Raw genomic sequence first — 20,994 nt, 5'->3', positions numbered from 1 at the left:
GGTGTCGCGCGGGACGCCTGCTGGACGACGACGCCTGTCGCACGCCTCAGGGGGCGCCGCGCCAGTAGCATGGCGATGTGGACATCCACGACCTGATCGGGCTCATCCTCGAGGTCTTCACCTGGATCGGCTTCGGCTGCGCCGCCGTGGTGCTCGTTATCCTCCTCATCGTCCGTGCCGCCGACGGCACCTGGGTCGAGACGCACGCGGTCATCGTCGACGGGACGGTGGCGGAAGATGGCTCGGCCACGCGTGAGGTCAGATGGATGACCGAGGGCAGCGAACTCTTCTCGCGGCCCGTCACCGACGAGGAGTACGCGGCGCTCCGGAACCCGGACGAGGCCGTCGTCTTCTACTCGGACCGGAAACCCTCGAACGCGCGATTCCGACGCCGCGCCGACCGCACGCGGGCCCTCCGCCTGCTGTTCTCGATCACGGCCGGGGTCGGCGCAGTGTCCTTCATCGCCGGCATCGTGCTGCTGTTCATCCCCTCGTGAAGCGCTCGCCGCATCGCAAGAACCGCCCAACCGTCGGGTAGCCTGAGAGCACACGTCGAGTCAGGTCCGGAGGGCAGCATGAGCGAACGGTGGGCACGAGTCGCCCGCGGGTCCGCCGCTGCCGCATTCGCGACCTTCGCCGCCGCGCTCTCGCACACGATCGGCGGGGCCATCGCCCCGTCCGGGTTCGTCCTCGTGGTCGGCTTCACCTTCGCCGTGCTCGTCTGCATCGCCCTCGCCGGCCGTCGGGTGAACCGCGCCGGCATCGCCCTGTCCGTCCTGATCAGTCAGCTCGGCTACCACGGCCTGTTCAGCATCTCGCCCGGATCGACGTCCGCGTCGGTCGTGTCCTCCGGCATCGTCCAGGGCGCGCACCACCACGGCGGGGTCATCCAGATGCAGGTCGTCCACGGTGCCGGCGCATCTGCGGCCCACGTCCACGGGTCGACGGGCATGTGGTTCGCCCACATCGGCGCCGCCGTCGTGACGATCGCCGCGATCCTCTTCGCGGAGCGCTGGATGCGCGCGGCAGTCGCCGCCCTCCGCGTCCGCGTCCTGCCGGCGCTCGCGATGTCCGCTCCAGCACTCATCCCATCGCCCCGCTCCGTCCGCTGGGCGCGCACCAACTCGCGCCCCCGCCGGATGGGCGTCATCCTGCTCCACCTGCGACACCGGGGACCCCCGATGCTGTCCGCAGCCGTCTGACGGCCAGCGCACCAACAGCACCACATTCCCCTTTTCCCGTCCCTCGGGGCCGCACGATGCCGCCTCCCGACGGACCATGTCGACAGGAACGACCACAGATGAACACCAACACGTCCAACAACGCCGTCCCCGCTTCCGCTGCGCCCGCCGCCTCAGGCCGTTCTGCACGCGCCGGCAAGATCCGCAACGGCGCGATCGCCTTCGCCGCACTCGGGGGCGGAGCGCTGCTCGCCGTCGGCGCGCCGCTCGCCGCGAGCGCTCACGTGAGCGTCGACCCGTCCAGCGGCGCTGCCGGTTCCTACGCCGTCCTGACCTTCGCGGTTGGCCACGGCTGCGAGGGCTCGCCCACCACGAGCCTCACCTTCCAGATCCCGGAGGAGATCAACGCGGTCACCCCGACGGTGGACGCCAACTGGGACATCGCCAAGAACCTGGTCCCGCTCGCGAAGCCCGTGACCGATGCGCACGGCAACCAGCTCGCCGAGCGCGTCGGCACCGTCGTCTACACGGCGAAGACCCCGCTCGCCGACGGCTACCGCGACACCGTCTCGTTCCAGGTCCAGCTGCCGGCCGACGCCGCGAACACCTCGCTCGTGTTCCCGGTGACGCAGACGTGCGAGGTCGGACAGACGGTGTGGGACCAGGTCGCGAAGAAGGGGCAGGACCCGGAGTCGCTCGAATCGCCCGCACCGACGGTCGCCGTCGGACCGGCGGCAGCGGCCTCCGGACACGGACACGGCGATGACGACGGTGACGGCGATGGCGACTCCGCCACCCCCGCAGCGCACGACGACGCTGCGACGTCCACCGGAGCATCGGTCGACGTCCTCGGTCGGGTCCTCGGCATCGCTGGGCTCGCGCTCGGCGCCGTCGGCATCGTCGTCGCCGTATCCGCCCGCCGTGGACGCGGTGCGGCGGCTGGAGCCGGCGCTGGTGCATCGGGTGGCACCTCCGGCACGAGTACGACCTCTGGCACGACCGACTCCGACAACACGAACAAGGGCGGCGAATGACTGTGACGCAGCGATTCCGGACGGCGGTCGTCGCGATGGCGGCCGCCCTCATCGCCGTTCCCGTGGTCGCGGGGATCGTCGTCGGCGGGGTGGCCGCACCTGCCTCCGCGCACAACACGATCCTGTCGACCACCCCGGAGAAGGACAGCACGGTCACCGAGCAGCCCGGGCAGATCGTCATCACCACGAATGACAATCTGCTCGACCTCGGCGAAGCCGGCAACGCGAACCAGATCCAGGTGAGCGGGCCAGGGACGGAGAAGCTCTACTACGGAACTGCGTGCGCCGCCGTCAACGGTCCGGCGCTCGTGATGCCCGTGCAGTTCGGGCAGCCGGGCGTGTACACGGTGACGTGGCAGCTCGTGTCGACCGACGGGCACCCGCTGTCCGGCAGCTACACGTTCACGTGGGCGCCGGCCGTCGGGCAGGAGCTCGCGACGGGTGTTTCGACGCCGCCGTGTGCCAAGGCCGGAGCCGTTGTGGAGCCGGCGCCCGCTGCGAGCGATGAGCCGTCGTCCTCCGCCTCCGCGTCTTCGGCGCCGAGCGGTGACGTCTGGTGGATCGTCGGTGCGATCGCGATCGTGGTGCTGGCAGGCATCGCGCTCCTGTTCGTGACGCGTCGCAAGGCGTAGTCGTCCGTCGTCCGTTCGTCTTCCCCCAAGCTCGCGAACTGTCACTCGTGGCTGGAATAGGCCGCCCAGAACCGCCACTGCTGACAGCTCGCGAGCTGTCAGCAGTGGCTGCTCTGGCACTCCGAGAACAGCCACGAGTGACAGTTCGCGGGCAGGGTCGGGGATGGCGGGGGAGGCCGGCAGGACCGCAGGACAGAGCAGAACAGCAGAACGCCCGCCATCCAGAAGGATGACGGGCGTTCTGCGTGAAGCGGATGCGATTACTGAGGCATCAGGACCGAGTCGATGAGGTAGACGGTCGCGTTGGCGGTGTGGACGCCACCGCAGATGACCTTCGCACCGTTGACGGTGATGTCGTCTCCGCTGCCCTTGATGTCGAGCGTTCCACCCTCGACCGTGGTCTTGGTGCCGTCGATGGCATCAGGAGCGATCTGGCCGGGGACCACGTGGTACGTGAGGATCTTCGACAGAGTCGCCGCGCCCTCAGGCGTCTTCAGGGAGTCGATCGTCGCTGCATCGATCTTCTTGAAGGCGTCGTCCACCGGTGCGAAGACCGTGAACTCGGAGCCGTTGAGCGTGTCGACGAGGTTGACGTCGGGGTTCAGCTTGCCGGACACCGCAGCCACCAGCGTGGTGAGGAGCGGGTTGTTCGACGCTGCGACGGCGACCGGGTCGGTCGACATGCCGACGACGGAACCGGGGCCGGACGGCACCTGAGCTGCGTATGCGGCGCAACCGGGGCCGACGAGGTCGGCTGCCGGGTCGGCCGTCATGGCCGGGGCGGACGACTCAGAGGTCTTCGGGGCGCTGGTTGCGGCGCTGTCGGAGCTGGAGCCGCTCGAACATGCTGCGAGTCCGAACGTGGCGATCGCTGCAATCGCGAGTGCTGCAACGGTGTGCCGTTTGTTGATGCGCATGTGATTCTCCTTTGATGAATGAAGCTGTGGTGGTGCGGTGGTGAACTGTGAGGCGATGATTCGTTGCCTCCGTGGTGCTTCGGGATGTTTCCCGGGAGGCGACCCTCACAGACACCTTCGGAGCCCCACACCTGCCGGTTTGGAATTCGTCGGAATTCATTCCCGATTTGTGCAGAATCCCTGCGAACACGCGGAATCCCGGTTCGCAATTCAGGAGTGCCCGGGCGTGTCGACCCGCATTCGGGTGCTTGCAGGCGACACGCCGAGGGCGCTCCTGAATTGCGAACAGGGCGGGTACGCGAAACGCCGCGGCGGGCGAGGAGATCGCCGCCGCGGCGTTCGGTGTGGGTCCGGGCTGGTTGGGACGGGGCAGTGCAGGACCGTCGGAGTCGACGGGGAGCTGGTCGTGTCAGGCCGCCCCGGCGAAGTCCACGCCACAGCTCACCACTTGGAGAGCTTCACCACAGGGTCGCCCTTCTCGAACGTGATCGTTCCCGACACCCGGAACGGATCGGTGTCCGACTTGGGGCCGCCGCTGAATGAACTGAGCGAGTTGTAGGTCACCGTCGCCTGCCCGTCCGCTTCCGACCGCATCGTCCAGCTCGATGAATACGGTTCGTACTCGATCGTGATGGTGGGTTGTGCACCGATCGTCCACGAGACGTCGCTCACCTCGCTGAATGCGAACGACTGGAACGGGCAACCCGTCGGCCGCAACACCGCCTGAGCCGCGCATGCGGCGAGGAGCTCGCCGACCTGCTGATCGACCTCTGCGGACAGTTCCTTCGTCGGCGTCAGCTCGATCTTGCCGATCGCGAGGCCGCTCACGTCCGCGCGAACAGTGCCCGTTGTTCCGCTGAACCACTCGGAGTCCTTGGGGATGCGCACCTCATAGTCGCCGGGGAAGAGCGGGAGTTCCACGGTTCCGAATTCGTCGCGGGTCACATCATCGAGGTCGACAGCTGCGCCGTTGACCTCGATCTCGTCGATGCTCGTCGGTACCGTGAGCAGCATCTTCGGGAGTTGCGGGTTGTCGAGTCGCCATTGGTCGAAGACGAGCCAGCTCTTCCCGGTGGAGGACAGGTAGTAGACGGAGTCGTGCGTCTCGCCATCCTGGTCGATGTCCACGATGACCTGGGCGCTTCCGTTCGTGACCGTGGAGGACACGATCGTGTAGCCCGTGATCCCGGATTCAGTCGCCCGCAGGATCTCATCCGTCAGCAGGACCCGATCCGAGCGCCTGGCGTTGACATCGGCGCTGTCCAGGGCGGCGCTCGCCTCGCCGGCGATGACATCGTCGAGGTACGCACTGACGCGTTGCTGAGGACTGAAGACCTGCGCGTTGACGATGCTGAGAGTGACGGCTGCGATGGCGATGACCGCGAGCGACCCTCCGGCGATCACAACCGCCGTGATGAGCCGCTTCTTCTTCTCAGATGACATCGGCAGGATGACGGGCGCTGCGTCATCGGTCCGGGGGGGCAGGCTGGAGTGGCGGGACCTCGCCGGTCGATCGGAGCGGACCGGCGGCGTTAGCCGCCTCCGCGTGCGCGGTTGGGACGCTCGCGGCTGGATTCGACGGTGTTGCGTCTGGTGCAGAAGTCATGGCGGTGGGTGTCGTTTCGTTGAGGGGGAGCGCGTCGGCGACCGGCGCCGGGATGCTGTTGACCGGGACGGAGCGCCCGAAGGACGCGAGCATCGACGTCATCCGGGGAGGAAGCGCGCTCGCGATGGTCGGTGCGATGAACCTGGCCGACGCCTCGACGGCGACGCCGATCACGGCGAACACGAGGAACGTCCACGGTGCGGCACCGATGGTCGTCAGTGAGGTGGTCTGCGATCCGAACGATGAATCGAAGAGGCCCGCTACTCGTGACGGAGCGAGTTGACCGGTGATGCTCCCGAAGACGGACACGGCGACACCGAGCCCGGCGAAGACACCAACGGTGACGAACCAGCTCGGCACCGTCGTCGCCGAGATCGGTCGGCGGAGCATCAGCAGGAGGCTCGATGAGACGACCAGGACCACGAGCAGGATGAGGGCGAGAACGCTCACCCAGGGCGACGCGGACGTCGGCAACCAGGTGGTTGTGTTGCCGGTGAGGACCGAGGCGGGTGTGATGCCGACGGTGACGGCGGAGAAGTTCAGCAGTGCGAAGCCGGCGAAGGCGGCCGTTGGACCCCAGAGCACGGCCGAGATGAGTGCGTTCGGCGGCGTACCGCTGCTGAGCGCCGCGAGGCTGCCGACGACCGTGACGACGAAGATTCCGACGACCGCATAGACCGACGCCGCGGTGACGGTCGGCCAGAACGCGCGCATCATCGATCCACCCGCTGCAGAGAGCGGGCGCCCGGTCGCCCGGCCGGCGACGACCGTCCGTGCGAGGAACGGGACGAGTGTTCCGATGAGCAGCGAACCGATCACGAGGGTGAAGGAGGCGGTTGTCGCGCCGACGGTGAACCCGCCGGGTGACACGACCGCTCGCGCGACCGCGGTCGAGATGAGGAGCGCCATCGCGAGCACGAGACCGGTCAGCGCGCTTGAGATCCATCGCGCGCGGACAGTCGACGGCGCGCGTCGCTCGTCGACCACCGCTGCGCAGAACAGGGCGGCGGTGAGCGTCGCGGTGAGACCGGCAGGCATCCAGAATGCGGACAATCCGAAGACCGCATCGGTGCCCAGTCCGTCCATGACGGCCGCGACGGTGGCGATGCCGCCGACGGCAGCTCCGAGCAGCTGCACGGGGGCCGTGACGAGGAGCGAGAGATCGGGGATCGGCGTGTCCATGGTCAAGCAGGTGACCATCGTCGCGAGGAAGGCGATGGCGAAGGTCGTGCCGATGGCGATGGCCGCGATGATCGCGGCCGGGCCGCTGCGCGCGGCGAGGATCGCCACGAATGGTGAGCGCTGCCGTGGCGGAGTTTGCGGAGGGCCGGCGGGCGGGGGCTGGGCGGGCATGTCTTGGGGCGGCAGGTGCTGGGGCGGTGGCTGGTGCTGCATCGGCGCTGGCGGCTCGGGCCGCTGCATCGGATCGTCGTGACTCAAATCTCCCCCAAAGAACGGTGTGGTCGTGGCGTAGCCAACTGAGCGTACCAGGAGGTTTGATGAGCAGTGCGGTACCCGATACGCGTGCGTCCACATGCGGTGTTCACAACTCAGGAGGGCCCCGGCGTGTCGCCCGGAAAACCGCGTCGTACGGCCCGACGCGCCGCACGTCTCCTGAATTGCGAACAGAACACCGTCCAAACGGATCGGGCCTCCGCGCCGAACACCACATCAGCCGGAGCCAGCGAAACGCAGCCCCGGTGCACCCGCCGGGTCGGCGTCACGCCATCGGCATCGCGGCACCACAGACGGAGGACACAGTGCTCACCCTCGCCATCATCGGGTTCCTGGGGGGACTCATCACGGGCATCTCGCCGTGCATCCTCCCCGTGCTCCCAGTCATCTTCTTCTCCGGAGGCGCCCAGAGCGCCCGCGGGGACAAGACCAACCTGTCCAAGCGTGCGCAACGGAAGGCCGACCGGAACGGTGCAGCCGCTGCCGATGCGGCGGGAGTCGCAGCAGCAGGCGCCGCCGGATCGACAGCGGGCACGACCTCGGCAGCAGTCGGCGGAGGCACGGCGACCGCCGTCGCGACCGCGACCGATGCAGCAGGTTCGACCGGCTCGGCCGCGTCGAGCAGTTCGACCGCTGCCGCAGAACCCCAGCTGGCCTCGCGCTGGCGCCCCTACCTCGTGATCCTCGGCCTCGTGGTCAGCTTCAGCCTCTTCACACTCGTCGGGTCCCTCATCCTCGCGCTGCTCGGACTGCCGCAGGACGTGCTCCGTTACGCGGGCATCATCGTGCTCCTGCTCATCGGCGCCGGCCTCATCTTCCCTGCCTTCGAGCACATCCTGGAGAAGCCGTTCTCCTGGATCCCGCAGCGCAACGTCGGCACGGAAGGCAGCGGATTCCTGCTCGGCGTCGGCCTCGGCGCCGTGTACGTACCGTGCGCTGGTCCCGTGCTCGCGGCGATCACGGTCGCCGGCTCCACCGGCCGCATCGGTCCGGAGACGATCGTCCTGACCGTCACGTTCGCGCTCGGCGCCGCCATCCCGCTGCTCATCTTCGCGCTCGCCGGCCGACGTGTCGCAGAACGCGTCCGCACCTTCCGCAAGCACCAGCGCGGCATCCGCATGACGGGCGGCATCCTCATGGTGGCCCTCGCCATCGGCCTCGTCTTCAACCTCCCCGCGGCGCTCCAGCGCCTGCTGCCCGACTACACGGCCGGCATCCAGGAGCAGTTCAACTCCTCCGAGCAGGTCTCGAAGGCACTCGACCTCGGCGGGCTCGTGAACAACGAGAACAAGGACCTCAGCAAGTGCACGAACGGTTCGCCGACCCTGCAGAGCTGTGGAACGGCACCGAGCCTCACGGGCATCACGGAGTGGTTCAACACGCCCGGCAACGAGGTGATCGACCTCAAGTCCCTCAAGGGCAAGGTCGTCCTGATCGACTTCTGGGCGTACTCCTGCATCAACTGCCAGCGGTCGCTGCCCCACATCACCGCTTGGTACAACACGTACAAGAAGGACGGGCTGGAAGTCATCGGCGTGCACTCCCCGGAGTACGCGTTCGAGAAGGAACCCGCCAATGTGAAGGCCGGGGCCGAGGGATTCGGGATCAAGTACCCCGTCGCCATCGACAACTCCCTCTCCACCTGGACCAACTACCGCAACCGCTACTGGCCGGCGCACTACCTGATCGATGCATCGGGGACGGTCCGCCAGGTGCAGTTCGGTGAGGGCGGATACGCGACCACCGAGCAGCTCATCCGTCAGCTGCTGGACGATGCGAAGCCGGGCACGAACCTGCCGGCGGCGACCGAGATCGCCGACGACACCCCGACAGCCGGGACGACGACACCGGAGACGTACCTCGGAACCACGAAGGTCGTGAACTACTCCGGCGCTGAGAAGTACTCCGCCGCGACGAAGGACTTCACCCTCCCGAAGAGCCAGGCGAAGGACTCCTTCGCACTCGACGGGGCGTGGGATCTGCAGACGCAGTACGTCACACCGACCGATGACACGGCCAAGATCAGGCTCGAATACACCGGCAACGAGGTCCGGATGGTCCTCGCAGGGACGGGCACGGTGAACTACACGGTCAACGGCAAGGCGCAGAAGCCGATCGAGGTGTCGGGCACGCCGAACTCCTACGAGCTGTTGAAGACGAAGTCGAGCGGCTCCGGGACGATCGAGGTCACCCTGCCGAAGGGGCTGCAGGCCTACTCGTTCACCTTCGGGTAGAGCTGGACGCCTCCGTTCTGGGGCTGAGCAGTGGGCCGGTTGCAGAGTGCAGCCGGCCCACAGCTCGTTCTTCCGACTCAGAGAGCTCCGAACGCGGAGCATTTCGGGCGCGTGGGGCGTGGCAAGCTGGGGCGATGACCGATGTGACCCTTGCCGAACTCGTCGACCGGGTAGAACGGCTCGCAGCTGAGCGGCCGGGCGGACGGGTGATCGTCGGGATCGTCGGCGCCCCCGGTTCCGGGAAGTCGACGCTCGCGGAACTGCTCGTCGCTACCCTGCGGGACCGAACCGGCGTGGACGATGCCGTCGCCCTCGTGCCGATGGACGGATTCCACCTCGCGCAGGTGCAGCTGGATGCGCTCGGTCGCAGTGATCGGAAGGGGGCGCCGGACACCTTCGACGCCGCCGGGTTCACGGCGCTGCTGCGACGGATCCGCGACGGAGGGCTGCCTGGACGTCCCGACGTGTACGCGCCGCGCTTCGAACGGTCGATCGAGGAACCGATCGCGGGGAGCGTGCGGATCGGCGCAGACGCCCGCATCGTGATCGTGGAGGGGAACTACCTCCTGCTCGACCGGGACGGATGGAGCGATGCCGCGGCCCTGCTCGACGAGGCCTGGTTCCTCCGGGTGCCGCAGGAGGTGCGCATCGGACGGCTCGTCGCACGACACCGGCTGTTCGGGCGGTCAGAGGCCGATGCGCAGGCGTGGGCCGCCGAGGTCGACGAACCGAATGCGCGACTCATCGAGGCGAGCGCCGGTCGGGCCGATCTCGTGGTGGAGATCGCCGATCCGCTCGGGTGACGCAGAGCTGCACCGAACACGGTCTCGTGGGCGTACACATCCGGGCTTCCTCCACAGGCGCAGGACCCGCCGATGCCTTCCACAGCTTCTCCGGAACGGCCAGCCCTGTCAGCTCCGCCAGATACGATCGACGCATGAGTTGGAGCGCCGAACCGCAGTGGATCCCGAGTGACGAGGACGCCCCGTTCGACGACGCTCCACCCTTCGACGACATCCCGTACGATGACGTCCCGCCGGACTTCGCGGAGGCGCCGTTCCCAGATGGGGCATTCGCGCAGCGCGGCGGCCCGGGAATCGGCGCACCCGGTCGAAGTGGCTCCCCGACGCGGGTAGCGGCACCCGTTCGTGCGGCCGGTCAGAAATTCGCGACGGCGGCCGAGGCGCTCCACACCGTCTTCGGGTACGACTCGTTCCGAGGCGAGCAGCAGCAGATCATCGAGCAACTCGCCGGCGGTGGCGACGCGGTCGTGCTCATGCCCACCGGTGGCGGCAAGAGCCTCTGCTACCAGATCCCCGCGCTCCTGCGTGAGGGCACCGGCATCGTGGTGTCTCCGCTCATCGCACTCATGCAGGATCAGGTCGATGCGCTGCTCGCGGTCGGCGTCCGGGCTGCGTTCCTCAACTCCACCCAGGATCCGGCGGAACGGGACCGCGTCGAGCGGGCGTACCTGTCCGGGGAACTCGACCTCCTCTACGTCGCCCCGGAGCGGCTGAGTTCCGAGGCGACGCGCCGTTTCCTCGAACAGGGCACCATCGCCCTCTTCGCCATCGACGAAGCCCACTGCGTGTCGCAGTGGGGGCACGACTTCCGGCCCGACTACCTGCAGCTGGGCGAGCTCGCCGAACGCTGGCCGGACGTGCCGCGCATCGCCCTGACCGCCACGGCGACCGATGCGACGCACCGCGAGATCACCGAACGCCTCCACCTCGACACGGCGAAGCACTTCGTGTCGAGCTTCGACCGACCGAACATCCAGTACCGGATCGTGCCGAAGAACGAGGTGCGCAAGCAGCTCGTCGCCTTCATCAAGGAGCAGCCGGTCGGCACCGCCGGCATCGTCTACGCCCTCAGCCGCAAGACGGTCGAGGCTACGGCGCAACTGCTGCAGAGCAACGGGATCGACGCCGTTCCGTATCACGCGGGTCTCGACGCCAGGGTTCGCGCCGCGGCGCAGTCGAGATTCCTGCGTGAGGACGGTGTTGTGGTCGTCGCGACGATCGCGTTCGGCATGGGCATCGACAAGCCGGATGTGCGCTTCGTGGCGCACATCGACCTCCCCAAGAGCGTCGAGGGCTACTACCAGGAGACCGGGCGTGCCGGTCGAGACGGAGAACCGTCCGTCACGTGGCTCGCCTACGGGCTGCAGGACGTCGTGCAGCAACGGCGCATGATCGCGGAGTCCGCCGGCGACCTCGCGCACCAGCGCAACATGAGCGCGCACCTCGACGCCATGCTCGCGCTGTGCGAGACCGTCGACTGCCGTCGCGTCAACCTGCTCCGCTACTTCGGGCAGGCGTCGGAACGATGCGGCAACTGCGACACCTGCCTCGAACCGCCCGTCACCTGGGACGGCACCATCCCGGCGCAGAAGCTGCTCTCCACCGTCGTGCGGTTGAAGCGGGAGCGCAACCAGTCGTTCGGCGCCGGGCAGATCATCGACATCCTGCGTGGCAAGCGCACGGACCGGGTCGCTCAGCAGCGCCACGACGAACTGGCAACCTTCGGCATCGGCGAGGACCTGAGCGAGCAGGAGTGGCGAGGCGTCGTCCGTCAACTGTTGGCGCGCGACCTGCTGGCAACGCAGGGCGAGTACGGCACACTTGGGCTCACCGAGGCCAGCGCAGAGGTGCTGAGCGGTGCGAGACCGGTCGCGATGCGTCGTGAGCCGGAGCGTGCTGCGAGGTCCTCGTCGTCCCGTTCGTCGCGGTCGGGCGGTTCGTCAGCCAACGCGGCGCTCGAGCCGGCTGCCGCGGAACTGTTCGAGCGGCTGCGTGCGTGGCGTGCCGCGACGGCCAAGGAGCTGGGCGTGCCCGCGTACATCGTGTTCGGTGATGCGACGCTGCGCGAGGTCGCGACGACGAAGCCCGCGTCGCTCGCGGAGCTCGACGGCATCACGGGTATCGGTGCGAAGAAGCTGGAGTCGTACGGCGAGGCGCTTATCGAGGCAGTTGCGGCGCACGTCGGCGGTTGAGTCGTTCGGGGTGTGGCGTCGGCTGTGCCGGGGTGGACCCTTCGACAGGCTCAGGGACCGGGGCCCTTCGACAGGCTCAGGGACCGGTGGGGTGGTCACTGAGCTTGTCGAAGTGCCCGAAGCGAACGGCCTCCGGCTAGGGTTGCCGCATGACCGCTGATGATCGACGGCCCACCGTGACACTCGGATACGCGGAGTTCGCGCCAGCCGCCGCCGGTCATCCCGCAGGCGGCCCTGATCAGCCGTCCACGATCGTCTTCCTGCCCGGCGCCGGCGTCACCAGACGCATGTGGGACCGCCAGATCGCGGACCTCCCCGAGTACCACCGCATCGCCATCGACTCCCCGGGGTCCGGCCGGAGTTTCGCGCTGCCGTGGGAATCGCTCGACGCGACGGCGGCGCTCGTCGCCGAGCTGATCGAGCGGCTCGCGATCGGCGGTCGGGCGCACATCGTCGGCCTGTCGATGGGCGCCGACGTCGGGCTCCGCCTGCTCGCGACACGGCCGGAACTCGTCCGTTCCGCCGTGTTGACGGGCATGGTCGCGATTCCGGTGAACCGGACGATCAGATGGATGCAGTGGGCGTTCGCGCCGCTCGCAGGTACCGCGTTGTTCCACCGGTTGTCCGCCGGAGCGCTCAACCTGCGTGGCGGCGCCCGCGACGAGTACCTGGCGGAGAGCCCGCCCATGCGGACGGATGACTACCGTCGCATCGTCGAGGAGATCTTCTCGGGGGTGTCGTTGCGGGGACTGGAGAGCGTGGACGTGCCGACGCTCGTCCTCGCAGGGGCAAAGGAACCGCGCGTCGCGCGCCGCTCGACGACGGTGATCGCGTCGGTCATGCCCGGAGCAGTCGCGGCGGTGGCGCCAGGGGTCGGGCACATGTGGAACATCGACGATCCTGAGCTGTTCGGGCGGACGGTGCGTTTGTGGGTGCGGGATCGGGTGGTGGCGTCCGGGGTGATGGTGGGCTGAGGCTTGGGGTGGGCCCTTCGACAAGCTCAGGGACCGGGGGCCTTCGACGGGCTCAGGGACCGGGTGGCCGGTCCCTGAGCTTGTCGAAGGGCAAACGGATGTGGGGTAAGTCCAATCACGCAACCCGACGCCCGAGACGCTCTTGTGCGATACCCACAGACTCTTCGCGCGTTTCCTGTGACACACCTACCATGAGGGTGGATTTCATTGGCGAAAGGCAGGGATGCACAGATGGTCGACACGGCGGTCAGGACGAGCGCAGCGGTTTCGGGAGCAGTGGACGTCGCCCCCTCGGATGCGCGCATCGATGTGGACGCGCTCGCGAAGCAGCTCCTCGGCACATGGCCTGAGGCCCGCCTCGCTTCCCGTGCACTGTCCGCGAAGCCTGAGATGCAGCGCATCGAGGGGCAGACCCTCGACGAGCATCGCGCCAGGGTCTTCGATCAGTTGAAGCTGCTCGTCGAGAACGGCCAGGTGCACCGTGCCTTCCCGAAGCGTCTCGGTGGCGGCGACGACCACGGCGGCAACATCGCGGGGTTCGAGGAACTCGTCCTCGCCGACCCGTCCCTGCAGATCAAGTCCGGTGTGCAGTGGGGCCTCTTCGGCGCCGCGATCCTCCACCTCGGCACGGCTCCGCACCACGACGCGTTCCTGCCCGGCGCGATGAACCTCGACATCCCGGGCGCATTCGCGATGACGGAGACCGGGCACGGATCCGATGTCGCCTCCATCGCGACGACCGCGACGTACGACCCCGACACGCAGGAGTTCGTCATCAACACGCCGTTCCGTGCAGCGTGGAAGGACTACCTCGGCAATGCGGCCGTCCATGGCAAGGCTGCAACGCTGTTCGCGCAGCTCGTCACGAACGGCGTGAACCACGGCGTGCACTGCTTCTACGTGCCGATCCGCGGCGAGGACGGCGAGTTCCTGCCTGGCATCGGCGGTGAGGACGACGGTCTCAAGGGCGGCCTGAACGGCATCGACAACGGTCGTCTGCACTTCACCGACGTCCGGATCCCGCGCACCAATCTGCTGAACCGGTACGGCGACGTGGCCGAGGACGGCACGTACTCCTCGCCCATCGCGAGCCCCGGTCGGCGGTTCTTCACGATGCTCGGCACGCTCGTGCAGGGACGGGTGTCGCTCGACGGCGCATCGACGGCCGCTTCTGCGCTGGGATTGCAGATCGCGATCACCTACGGTTCGCAGCGTCGGCAGTTCAACGCGGCGAGCGACCTCGAGGAGGAGGTCATCCTCGACTACCAGCGCCACCAGCGACGGCTGCTGCCCCGCCTGGCGACGACGTACGCGCAGATCTTCGCGCACGATCGACTGCTGGTGAAGTTCGACGAGGTGTTCAGCGGCAAGGCCGACAGCGACGACGACCGCCAGGACCTCGAAACGCTCGCGGCCGCGCTCAAGCCGCTGTCGACCTGGCACGCGCTCGACACGCTGCAGGAGGCACGTGAAGCCTGTGGCGGCGCCGGCTTCCTGGCGGAGAACCGCCTCACCGGGCTGCGGGCGGACCTCGACGTCTACGCGACGTTCGAGGGCGACAACAACGTCCTGCTGCAGCTCGTCGCGAAGCGGCTGCTCACCGACTACAGCCGCAAGTTCGCGAAGGCGGACGCCGGTGCGATGGCGCGGTACGTCGTCGAGCAGGCGACCGATCGGGCGGTCAACAGCAGCGGACTGCGGAGCCTGGCACAGACGGTCAAGGACTTCGGGTCGACGGCGCGTTCCGTCAGCCAGTTGCGTGAGACGAACGTTCAGCGGGAACTGCTCACCGAGCGCGTCGAGACGATGATCGCCGATGTCGCAGCCAAGCTCCGCGGGGCGAACAAGCTCTCGAAGCAGGCGGCGGCGGACCTCTTCAACGCGCACCAGAACGAACTCATCGAGGCCGCCAGGGCGCACGCCGAACTGCTGCAGTGGGAGGCGTTCACCGATGGCCTGGAGCAGGTGCAGGACGCCGGCACGAAGCAGGTGCTCGTGTGGTTGCACGACCTGTTCGGGCTGTCGCTCATCGAGAAGCACCTCGCCTGGTACCTCATCAACGGCCGACTGTCGCCGCAGCGCGGGCAGGCCGTGAGCGCGTACGTCGATCGGCTCATCGCCCGGTTGCGGCCGCACGCGCTCGACCTGGTGGAGGCGTTCGGCTACTCGCAGGAGCACCTGCGGGCGCCCATCGCATCCGGTGCTGAGGCCGAGCGGCAGCAAGAGGCTGCAGACTACTTCGCAGCCCTGCGCGCCTCCGGGAACGCACCCGTCGACGAGAAGTCGCTGCCGAAGAAGTCGCGCTAGCCGCTCCATCCGCCGCCGACAAGCCCGCGAGCTGCCAGTCGTGGCTGGTTCGGCAGGCCGGTTACCAGCCACGAGTGACAGTTCGCGGGCTGAAAGGGAGGGGTGGGCTGGGGACGGGCGGAGCGATAGGGTGCGAGGGTGACGTTCAACGACGATGCCGACATCAGTGGCAACAAGGTCAAACGCCGCGGACGCACCACGGGTCTCGCGGTCGGTGGCGGCGCCGTCGGGCTCATCGCCATCGCGCTCATCTCCCAATTGCTCGGGGTCGACCTGACCGGGATCCTCGGCGGCGGGAACAGCACGCAGCAGATCGGCGAGGAGACGAACCTCTCCGCAGAGTGCAAGACCGGCGCAGACGCCAACGCGAACGTCGACTGCCGGATGGGCGGGGCATACGAATCCCTCGACGCGTACTGGGCGGCAGAACTCCCGACACTCGGCGCGAGCTACACCTCGCCGTCCGGATTCATCATCTTCGAGGGGCAGACGAACACGGCGTGCGGGGCGGCATCGAGCGCCACCGGCCCGTTCTACTGCCCGCCGGACGCGACGATCTACATCGACACGAGCTTCTACGACGAACTCCGCAACCGCTTCGGATCATCCGGCGGACCGCTCGCCGAGCTGTACGTCGTCGCCCACGAGTGGGGCCACCACATCCAACAGATCACCGGGATCATGGACCGGGCCAACCGTCAGGGCACGGGGCCCGCGTCCGACTCGGTGCGGATCGAGGTGCAGGCTGACTGCTTCGCGGGGGCATGGGTGGCCGCTGCGTCGGACACGAGCGACGAGCGGGGCGTCCGGTTCCTCAAACCGGTCACGCAGGCGCAGATCCGCGATGCGCTGAGTGCGGCGGCCGCCGTCGGTGACGACCGCATCCAGCAGGCGTCCGGCGGACAGGTGCATCCGGAATCGTGGACGCACGGGTCGAGCGAACAACGGCAGAAGTGGTTCATGGCCGGGTACAACGGCGGGCCGGGGGCGTGCGACACGTTCTCGGTTCCGGCGTCGCAGTTCTGAGGGGGCCTTCGACGGGCTTAGGGGGCGGGCCCTTCGACAGGCTCAGGGACCGGGGCGACCGCGGGTCGTTCCGCGCAATCGCGCGGGCGCACGCCAAGCTTGACGTGCACGTCGCCGACGCCCGACGTCGGTGCTGAAGAGGATGGGACCCGCAATGGCCGAGCTGTACCCCGAGATCGAACCGTACGAGACGGGCATGCTCGACGTCGGCGACGGCCAGGAGCTCTACTGGGAGACCTCGGGCAACCCGGACGGCAAGCCCGTCGTGTTCCTCCACGGCGGCCCCGGCGGCGCCACGAGCCCCGTGCACCGCCGCCTCTTCAACCCCAAGCGGTACCGCATCGTGCTCGTCGACCAGCGCGGCTGCGGCAAGAGCACCCCGCACGCGAGCGCGCCGGAAGCCGACCTCAGTACCAACACGACCTGGCACCTCGTCGCCGACCTCGAAACCCTGCGGAAGTCGCTCGGCATCAAGAAGTGGCAGGTGTTCGGCGGATCGTGGGGGAGCACCCTCGCACTCGCCTACGCGGAGAAGCACCCGAAGCGCGTCACCGAACTCGTCCTGCGCGGCATCTTCACCCTGCGCCCGGCCGAACTCGACTGGTTCTACGAGGGCGGGGCATCGGCACTGTTCCCCGACCTGTGGGAGGGCTTCCTCGCGCCGATCCCGGTGGCAGAGCGTCGCCGTCTCATCGAGGCGTACCATCGCAGGCTCTTCGACGCAGACCCGGCCGTGCACGAGCCGGCGGCTCTCGCCTGGTCGACCTGGGAGTCGTCGACCATCACGCTCCTGCCCCAGCCGGAGACCGTCGCGAAATTCACCGACCCGAAGTTCGCGGTCGCGTTCGCGCGCATCGAGAACCACTACTTCACGAACGGCGGCTGGTTCGAGCCCGAGCAGTTGATCCGCGATGCCGGCACGCTCGCCGACATCCCCGGCGTCATCGTCCAGGGCAGATACGACGCGTGCACGCCAGCATTCACCGCGTGGGATCTGCACAAGGCGTGGCCGGAAGCCGAGCTGACGATCGTGCCGGACGCCGGGCACGCGTTCGACGAGCCCGGCATCCTGTCCGCACTCATCGACGCGACGGATCGGTTCTCGAAGCGGTAGCACCGGACAGCGGGCGCAGCGGCCGGCGGCGGGGCGCGTCCGCCGGTGTCAGGCCTGGGCCGCGAGCTGGTACTCGGTCTGCTCTTCGAGCAGGACCAGTGCACGACGCAGCGCCGTGCTCGACGTGCTCATCGTGTACGGGAAGTACACGACCTCGACGCCGACCTTCGCGAACTCGGCTTCGAGCCGGTTGCCCTCGGTCGTCCCACGCCAGTCGTCACCCTTGAAGAAGATGTCGAAGCGGAGCGCTTCCCACGCCTGCAACTTGTCGTCCCAGGTCTCCTCGACGGCCTCGTCGACGAAACCGATGTTCCGGACGATCTCCAGGCGCTCGGAGAGCGGGATGACCGGGGTGATGCGCTTGCGGGTGCGCAGCAGCTCATCCGAGACGACGCCCGCGATGAGGTAGTCGCACGCGCTCTTGGCATGCTTCAGGATGTTGAGGTGCCCGACGTGGAAGAGGTCGAAGGCGCCAGCGGCGTACCCGACGCGGCCGGCTCCGTCTCGTCCGATCATGCGCGTCACCCCTCATCGACGATCGCGGCATCGACGATCCCGTCGAGCCGCTTTTGAGCCTATGGGGGTGGCATCGCGGTGCCGAGTCCACTTTCGAGTGGCACCCGGACGGGGGATGACGGTGAAATCGTGCTCGATGCGAGACGCTCAGCTCGAGAAGACGGCGCTCCGCACCACGCGGCCATCGGTGACGGCATCACCGAGTGAGCGGCCGACGAGCCCCTGCCTGGCGAACTCCTGGAGGAGCTGCGCCGTGAGCGCGCCACGGTCGAGCACAGGCTCCGGTCCGTCGTCGACGCCGTCTGCCGGGCCGGCGAACGCGTCGTGCGCGAGCAGGATGGAACCGTTCGAGCAATGTCGGACGGCGTGCGCGACGCGTTCGTGCTCACTCACGTCGCGGGCGTCCCACGTCGTCGCAGTCCAGAGGACGACGTCCAGCCCCGTCCGTCTGACCGCACGCCAGGTGCCGAATCGTTGGGCGCCGTACGGCGGCCGGAACCAGCGGACCGACCGCCCGGCGACGTCCTCCAACTCGTGCTTCGCATCGAGGGTGCGCTGCTGCACCTGCGCCGCGCTGTATCCGGTCAGCCGTTGGTGGTCGACACCGTGCAAGGCGACCTCGTGGCCGCCGGCGAGGATGTCCGCCAGCACCTCCGGGTGTCGCCGAACACGACTGAGCAGGACGAAGAACGTGGCGGTCGCATCAGCGGCGGCTAGCGATGCGAGCACACCGGCTGTGCCGACCGGTTCCGGGCCGTCGTCGTAGGTGAGCACAACGGTCGGGATGGTCGTCTCCACCTCGACGATCGAACCGATCATCGGGAGTGACCGCTTCAGCCGGTCCTTCATCCCCTGCGAGCCGGTCATCCGAGACCCCCGTCGCCCTGGTGCGTCGTGCGGGCCGGTTCTGCTTCCGGACGGACGTATTCCTGGAAGACGACCCCGAAGGCTCCGACGAACATCCCCCCACCGCGACTGACCGCCCGTGCGCCGCGCACACGGTGGTGCAGTGAACCGGTGACGATGCCGAACACCGCGCGCATCGCGCCGAGGACCGCCCGAGCGAGACCGCCGAAGGCAGCCGCCAGCCGCACCCTGGCGCGCTCCGCCGTGGTCGCGGCGAATGCACGCTCGATCGTGATGCGGGTGTTGCCGTGGCTCCACGCCCGCTGCATGGCCCAGCGTCGGGTCGCGCGGTCGCGGTCGACGAAATCGTGGGTCACGGATTCGTTGCACCAGACGATGCGGCCGCCGCGGTGGGTGACCTGCTTGCTGAAGAGTGTGTCCTCGCCTCCTCCCAGGCCGAGCTCGGTCGCGAACCGCACACCGAGCCGTTGCACCTGGCCGAGGTCGAGGAGAAGGTTTCCCGCTGCGGCCTCATCGATCTCGGTCCCGGTGGGCAGCTGTCGCCTCGTGAAGAATCCGCCGGCGACGACCCAGGGATCTGTGCCATCCGGCAGATGGGACTGGACCCGTCCCATCACGGCGGCCGGCGTCGTCGCCAGCCACGTCTCCACGAGCGGGATGAGCCAGTCGTCGCCCGGTTCCTCGTCGTCGTCGATGAAGACGAGGAGTTCCGCCGGTTGCGCCTCGTCCAACGCGCGGTTCCGTGCCGCGGCGATGCCGGGGGTCGACTCGACGACGTAGCGCACCGTTGCGAACCCTCCGACGACATCCGCAGCTGAGGCCGCCGGGTCGTTGTCGACGACGAGCACCTCCGTCCGGGTGACGCCGAGTCGGGCGTCCAGCAGCCGTGTCGTCTGTTCGAGCACCTTCGGCAGGCTCGCCGCCAGGTCCTCCGGCCTGCGGAACGTCAGAATCCCGACGACGAGGCTCAGCTCGCCGGAAGCTGCCTGTCGCCCGTCCGAATGGTCGAGGTTCATCGGCGCCGCCCGTCGATCGCCGCGCGGTAGGCGCTCACGTGCCGGGAGGCGCCGAGCCCCCAGTCGCGATCCACGAACCTCGGGCGGGCACGGTGCCCGTCGGCCGCCTGGACGGAGGCCATCGTCGCGGTGAGCGTCGGCGCATCGAGTTCCCCGGCGAAGCGGTGCACCCAGTCGTGACCGACCTCATCTGCGAGCGCCCGGTTCACGGCGTTGTCCGGGACGAGCACCGGTCGATCGAGCGACAGCGCGGCGAGCGCGCTCCCCGAATTGTGCATAAACCGATACGGCAGGACGACGAGCTCAGACGAGGTCGCGATGTCGACGAGCTCTGCATCGGGCAGGAAATGGAGGTCGAGGAGGATCCGCTCGTCGCCGTCGGAGAGCGCTTCGAGCGCGGACGCGAGGTCTGGCGACGACGGCTTGCCTCCCACTCGGAGCGACAGCGATGCGGACTCGGAGCGGGTCGAGGTGAAGGCCTCGATGAGGGTCTCGACGCCCTTGTACCTGCGGATGAGCCCGAAGTACCCGAACCGGCCCTCGGCCCGCTCGGCACGCGGATATGACGCGAACCAGTCCCGGTAGTCGCCGTGCGGGATCAGCGTGAACGGTTGGGACGGCGGCAGCTCCGTCGAGGAGTTGAGCGTGATCCGATGGGTGGTCAGCCGGTCGAACCGGCGCAGGAGCGCGCGCTCGATGCCGGAGATCCCACTCGGAAGCTCGACGTTGTGCACGGTCCGCACGACCGGCGTGCGCGTGACGAACAGCCGGAGCAGCAGGACGAGGGTGAGGCACTGCCGCACGAACTTCTTGAGCGGGCCGTTGCCGTTCACGAGGATCTCCGGCCAGTGGATGTGGAACACGTCGTACCGGCCGAGCAGCGCGGTCTTCCACGTGAAGTTGAGCACGGTCACACCCGGCACGGCGCGGAGGTGTTCCGCGAGCATCACGAGATACGGGTTCGTCGTCGGGCGCGGCACCGGGAACTGCTGCAGCACCGTGAGACGGGCGTCCATCGTGTCGTCCTCCTCCGTCGGGCCCGCGCATCCACTGCGGCCCGATCACGCGGACGGATTCGGGTCGCTCCGCGGTGTGAGCCATTCTGGCACGATGCCGCGCT

18 protein-coding genes are annotated in these 20,994 nt (G+C 68.4%); 11 read left to right on the top strand and 7 right to left on the bottom strand.

The window, feature by feature from the left end; all coding sequences use genetic code 11:
* The first annotated feature begins 77 nt into the window (after positions 1 to 77).
* From ACL9RL_RS03850 to ACL9RL_RS03835, 4 genes are all read left to right on the top strand, one after another.
* Positions 78 to 497 (top strand): hypothetical protein, encoded by a 420-nt coding sequence (locus ACL9RL_RS03850; RefSeq protein ID WP_422778892.1) that lies wholly within the window; start codon positions 78 to 80, stop codon positions 495 to 497.
* A 78-nt stretch (positions 498 to 575) separates the two neighbouring features.
* Positions 576 to 1,202 carry a hypothetical protein gene (locus tag ACL9RL_RS03845; RefSeq protein ID WP_422778891.1) on the top strand — a complete coding sequence of 209 codons (627 nt, stop codon included), beginning with the start codon at positions 576 to 578 and terminating at the stop codon, positions 1,200 to 1,202.
* A 98-nt stretch (positions 1,203 to 1,300) separates the two neighbouring features.
* Positions 1,301 to 2,215, top strand: a complete 915-nt coding sequence (locus ACL9RL_RS03840; protein WP_422778890.1) for a YcnI family protein — start codon at positions 1,301 to 1,303, stop codon at positions 2,213 to 2,215.
* On the top strand, positions 2,212 to 2,847 hold the full coding sequence (locus ACL9RL_RS03835) for a copper resistance CopC family protein (protein ID WP_422778889.1): 636 nt from the start codon (positions 2,212 to 2,214) through the stop codon (positions 2,845 to 2,847). The genes ACL9RL_RS03840 and ACL9RL_RS03835 overlap by 4 nt, the downstream gene beginning before the upstream one ends.
* A 260-nt stretch (positions 2,848 to 3,107) precedes the next feature.
* Here ACL9RL_RS03835 and ACL9RL_RS03830 read toward each other — a convergent pair whose 3' ends face one another.
* From ACL9RL_RS03830 to ACL9RL_RS03820, 3 genes are all read right to left on the bottom strand, one after another.
* On the bottom strand, positions 3,108 to 3,764 hold the full coding sequence (locus ACL9RL_RS03830; protein ID WP_422778888.1) for a fasciclin domain-containing protein: 657 nt from the start codon (positions 3,762 to 3,764) through the stop codon (positions 3,108 to 3,110).
* 441 nt (positions 3,765 to 4,205) lie between these two features.
* Positions 4,206 to 5,207, bottom strand: coding sequence for a hypothetical protein (locus ACL9RL_RS03825; RefSeq protein WP_422778887.1), 1,002 nt, complete (start codon positions 5,205 to 5,207; stop codon positions 4,206 to 4,208).
* Positions 5,208 to 5,229: 22 nt separating this feature from the next.
* On the bottom strand, positions 5,230 to 6,660 hold the full coding sequence (locus ACL9RL_RS03820) for a hypothetical protein (protein ID WP_422778886.1): 1,431 nt from the start codon (positions 6,658 to 6,660) through the stop codon (positions 5,230 to 5,232).
* A gap of 470 nt (positions 6,661 to 7,130) precedes the next feature.
* Here ACL9RL_RS03820 and ACL9RL_RS03815 point away from each other — a divergent pair, with 470 nt between their 5' ends.
* From ACL9RL_RS03815 to pip, 7 genes are all read left to right on the top strand, one after another.
* Entirely contained in the window at positions 7,131 to 9,059 is a 1,929-nt protein-coding gene (locus tag ACL9RL_RS03815) for a cytochrome c biogenesis protein DipZ (protein ID WP_422779209.1), read from the top strand.
* Between the two features lie 134 nt (positions 9,060 to 9,193).
* Entirely contained in the window at positions 9,194 to 9,862 is a 669-nt protein-coding gene (locus ACL9RL_RS03810) for a nucleoside/nucleotide kinase family protein (protein ID WP_422778885.1), read from the top strand.
* A gap of 134 nt (positions 9,863 to 9,996) precedes the next feature.
* Complete coding sequence (recQ, locus tag ACL9RL_RS03805) at positions 9,997 to 12,054, top strand: DNA helicase RecQ (RefSeq protein ID WP_422778884.1); 2,058 nt, start codon at positions 9,997 to 9,999, stop codon at positions 12,052 to 12,054.
* 149 nt (positions 12,055 to 12,203) lie between these two features.
* Positions 12,204 to 13,028 (top strand): alpha/beta fold hydrolase, encoded by an 825-nt coding sequence (locus ACL9RL_RS03800; RefSeq protein WP_422778883.1) that lies wholly within the window; start codon positions 12,204 to 12,206, stop codon positions 13,026 to 13,028.
* Between the two features lie 231 nt (positions 13,029 to 13,259).
* Positions 13,260 to 15,335, top strand: coding sequence for an acyl-CoA dehydrogenase (locus ACL9RL_RS03795; RefSeq protein WP_422778882.1), 2,076 nt, complete (start codon positions 13,260 to 13,262; stop codon positions 15,333 to 15,335).
* 138 nt (positions 15,336 to 15,473) lie between these two features.
* Complete coding sequence (gene ypfJ, locus ACL9RL_RS03790; protein ID WP_422778881.1) at positions 15,474 to 16,361, top strand: KPN_02809 family neutral zinc metallopeptidase; 888 nt, start codon at positions 15,474 to 15,476, stop codon at positions 16,359 to 16,361.
* Between the two features lie 154 nt (positions 16,362 to 16,515).
* Positions 16,516 to 17,475, top strand: a complete 960-nt coding sequence (pip, locus tag ACL9RL_RS03785; protein ID WP_422778880.1) for a prolyl aminopeptidase — start codon at positions 16,516 to 16,518, stop codon at positions 17,473 to 17,475.
* A 48-nt stretch (positions 17,476 to 17,523) separates the two neighbouring features.
* Here pip and ACL9RL_RS03780 read toward each other — a convergent pair whose 3' ends face one another.
* The 4 genes from ACL9RL_RS03780 to ACL9RL_RS03765 form a co-directional block, all read right to left on the bottom strand.
* Positions 17,524 to 17,991: an adenylyltransferase/cytidyltransferase family protein gene (locus ACL9RL_RS03780; protein WP_422778879.1), complete on the bottom strand. Its 468-nt coding sequence runs from the start codon at positions 17,989 to 17,991 to the stop codon at positions 17,524 to 17,526.
* Between the two features lie 147 nt (positions 17,992 to 18,138).
* A complete protein-coding gene (locus ACL9RL_RS03775; protein WP_422778878.1) occupies positions 18,139 to 18,858 on the bottom strand; it encodes a polysaccharide deacetylase family protein in 720 nt (239 codons plus the stop codon).
* A complete protein-coding gene (locus ACL9RL_RS03770; RefSeq protein WP_422778877.1) occupies positions 18,855 to 19,874 on the bottom strand; it encodes a glycosyltransferase family 2 protein in 1,020 nt (339 codons plus the stop codon). The genes ACL9RL_RS03775 and ACL9RL_RS03770 overlap by 4 nt, the downstream gene beginning before the upstream one ends.
* Positions 19,871 to 20,890, bottom strand: coding sequence for a glycosyl transferase (locus ACL9RL_RS03765; protein WP_422778876.1), 1,020 nt, complete (start codon positions 20,888 to 20,890; stop codon positions 19,871 to 19,873). The genes ACL9RL_RS03770 and ACL9RL_RS03765 overlap by 4 nt, the downstream gene beginning before the upstream one ends.
* Positions 20,891 to 20,994 lie beyond the last annotated feature (104 nt).

Source organism: Plantibacter sp. Mn2098, assembly GCF_049319745.1.
GTDB lineage: Bacteria > Actinomycetota > Actinomycetes > Actinomycetales > Microbacteriaceae > Plantibacter.
This window is presented reverse-complemented; position numbering and strand designations above follow the sequence as displayed.